This window comes from Chamaesiphon sp. OTE_8_metabat_110 (genome assembly GCF_031382685.1).
Lineage (GTDB): Bacteria > Cyanobacteriota > Cyanobacteriia > Cyanobacteriales > Chamaesiphonaceae > Chamaesiphon.
Window position 1 is genome coordinate 1 of record NZ_JANMZA010000266.1, and the last position, 3,205, is coordinate 3,205.

The window sequence follows — 3,205 nt, forward strand, 5'->3', positions numbered from 1 at the left end:
GTGGAGTTAGCAATATTAGCAGACATATAATAAAAGCGATTGTTAATCTAACGTATATAAATACCCAATCTAGGATACAGCCATTGGCGATCGGTTGCTAGTGACGATCGAGCCGTTTCCACTGCCTGAAGCTAGCTTCACCATTGACTTATATCGCTTAGATCGATCGCGATAACTAGTTCACAAACGTTCGTAATAGCTCGAACCTCACCGATCCGAGGATTGTAACTTTCCTCAGTCGAGCCTACCCTCGATTTGAGCGTTGAAGCCATAGATTTCGCGGGAGCCTGCTAGCGCGACTAATTGGACTTGCTTCTCATCTCCTGGCTCGAATCTGACTGCGGTACCAGCGGGGATATCCAACCGCATTCCTTTGGTGGGTTCTCGCTCGAATCTCAAAGCGGCATTAACTTCGTAAAAGTGATAGTGGGAGCCAACTTGAATCGGTCGATCGCCTGTATTAGCAATGGTTAGCTTGAGAATCGGTCGATCGACATTTAGTTCGATCTCGCCAGGTTTGGGAATTATTTCACCGGGAATCATGATTTAGGGGGGAGTTGGGAGTTGGGAGTTGGGAGTTGGTAGTTAGTAGGGGGTAGAGGGTAGAGGGTAGAGGGTAGAGGTGAGAGGTTCATCTCCCATCTCCCTTCTCAACTTAGGCTTCTTTAAAAAAGCGAATCAATTCACGGGCGTGTTCGAGGAACTGTCCATCGACGGTGATTTGGGAAATTGCTTGTTTGGCTTCTTGGGCTAATCGTTGATGCTCTGATTCGTTATTTGCTTTGAGATTGGCGATCGATATTGTTAGTTTAGCAATTTCTTCGCGATTTGTTTCCCACCGATAATTTTGTTGACTCACCCATGATTCATTATCGTCGGGATTGAGTCGATCGGTTAGTTCGCGAACGCGATCTTCTAATTGCCCAAAGCGAGCGCGTAACTCAAATATATCTTCGCGCGGATACAGAAACTGGTTTTGCATTTCACTCAATCGAGTAGCTAAATACTCATAAGTGCTAATTGCTGGACGCAATAACGTCAGCAAAAGTATTCCGATCGAACTCCAATAACCTAAATTAGTTATCCCGTTTGCTGCTAACAAATATAACCCACTTGCGGTACCTAAATGTAAGGCGATCGCCACGATTAGAGCTTTAGTTGCTACACCGTTAGCATATAAAATCTGACGTTCTGGTACCTCCATGCCTTGCAGCCGAGATTCAGTTCCTGTCTGAGTTACTGCTTTTGCTTTGAAATAAATATTCCACGGCACCGTCACTATCAAAATCGTCCACTCAAAAATCCCGATCCCGATCGCCCAATCCCATAAATTTCCGGCGGGAATCTGCAACCAATTTAATAATCCAAATGCCAGTAAAGCAATAAAAAGTAATCCAGAATTAAAAGCTGCAATGCTACCGTACATAGTAAATAATTTGGACTGATATTTGCTGATACTCTATTTTGGATGGCGATCGATAGGCTTAACGATCGGCTTATGCTACTTTCTCAACCTGCACAAGCCAAAAACATAAAACAAACCCCCGACTTTTTTAAAAAGTCGGGGGTTTCAATACGTGGCATTAACCAATCAGACCAAGTTCCGATCGGTTAGAATTTCATAGCCATCCTTAGTTACCAGTACGGTATGCTCGAACTGCGCCGATAGAGATTTATCGACAGTTACAGCCGTCCATTTATCTGGCATCATTTTGGTAATCTTCGAGCCAGCATTGATAATTGGTTCGATCGCGAGCGTCATTCCCGCGCGTAGTTTGACATTGGGCATCTCGCGCGTGCGGAAATTAAATACCGATGGTTCTTCGTGGAGATTGCGTCCCACGCCATGCCCGGTAAAATCTTCAACGATACTAAAGCCATTTGCTTCTACATGGTCTTGAATCGCACCAGCGAGGTCGAGGAGGTATGAACCTTCTTTGACCTGTTCTATGCCCTTGTAGAGGGCTTCCTCGGCGACTTTGATTAGCTTAGCAGCCGCAGGTGTGACCGTGCCGACGCCGATCGTGATGCAGGAATCGCCATGAAAACCTTGAAAGAACGCGCCAGTATCGACTTTGAGCACATCACCTTGCTTGATAACTTTCTTGCGGTTGGGGATGCCGTGTACTGCTTCGTCATTGATGCTCGAACAGATGGAAGCGGGAAACCCATACAAACCTTTGAAGCTAGGAATGGCATCCATTTCCCGAATTCTTTTCTCAGCGTAAGCATCCAAGTCTGCCGTCGTCATTCCCGGCTCTACCATCACCATAATTTCTTTTAAGACTGTGGCGACAATTCTGGCAGATTGGCGCATGATCCCGATTTCCCGCTCGGTTTTGATCTGGATCCCTTTTTGTTGTTTCTTTTCGCGGGTGGGTTGCTGCTTTTGTAAAAGTAAATCGCTGAGAATGTTCATATCGTGATGGAGCAGACTGGGTAAAGGTAAGAGATGACAACTGCTGCGATGGGATGTCGAACGTCGATTTGGCATGGCAATCGCGTCGAAACAACCCTTGAATTTAGACTGTGCCTATTTTCATTCTAGTTCTTTCTCTCTGCGTTGGTATATTGCTCTAGAATTAGGCTTTGGGCTTTGGGTGTTAGGCTTTAGGGAAAACTATATTGGAGTTGGGTCAGCGCAATCAGACAATACCAGAAATTTTTTGCTTTTACTTTCGCAGGCGGTTGAATGTCATGGTTGGATCTATCCTTTCCAAATTTTCTCTAAAATATCTGACGGTGGAATATCGGCGATCTTTCCAGTGCGGGATTTAATCGCGATCGCACGACCATTATCGGGTAATAATTTTGCTGGATCTGATGGGCCAAATAAGGCGATCGTATAGGTACCAACGGCTACTGCTAGGTGCATCGGGCCGCTATTGGTACATAACATCAGATTGGCACCCGCGATCGTAGCGGCGAGTTTGCCGATGTCTGTGGGGCTAATTACTAGGAGGGTGGGGCAAAGTGTAAGGAGTGATTCGATAAACTCAGCGTCATCGGGGCCTTTAATCACCGCGACGGGGATATTTGGTTGGCGAGTTTGCAAGTCTTTGACGATTTGTTGCCACTGCTTGACAGGATAAATCCGATCGATGCCTGACTTGGGATCTGGTTTAGTCTCGCCCCCATGAATCAGCACGTAACCGCTATCTTTTATCCCCAGTCGCTGCTGCTCGGCTTCTGCCCAGTCGATATC

The 3,205-nt window shown here is 46.1% G+C and carries 4 protein-coding genes; all 4 read right to left on the reverse strand.

Annotated elements, in window-relative coordinates; genetic code table 11:
• Nucleotides 1-234: 234 nt before the first annotated feature.
• Nucleotides 235-543 (reverse strand): urease subunit beta, encoded by a 309-nt coding sequence (locus RMO52_RS09555; protein ID WP_309743246.1) that lies wholly within the window; start codon nt 541-543, stop codon nt 235-237.
• Between the two features lie 112 nt (nt 544-655).
• Nucleotides 656-1,426, reverse strand: coding sequence for a hypothetical protein (locus tag RMO52_RS09560; RefSeq protein ID WP_310413363.1), 771 nt, complete (start codon nt 1,424-1,426; stop codon nt 656-658).
• A gap of 165 nt (nt 1,427-1,591) precedes the next feature.
• Complete coding sequence (map, locus tag RMO52_RS09565; protein WP_310413371.1) at nt 1,592-2,419, reverse strand: type I methionyl aminopeptidase; 828 nt, start codon at nt 2,417-2,419, stop codon at nt 1,592-1,594.
• 288 nt (nt 2,420-2,707) lie between these two features.
• Nucleotides 2,708-3,205: glycosyltransferase family 9 protein (locus RMO52_RS09570; protein WP_310413366.1), on the reverse strand; the 498-nt coding region annotated here is incomplete at its 5' end.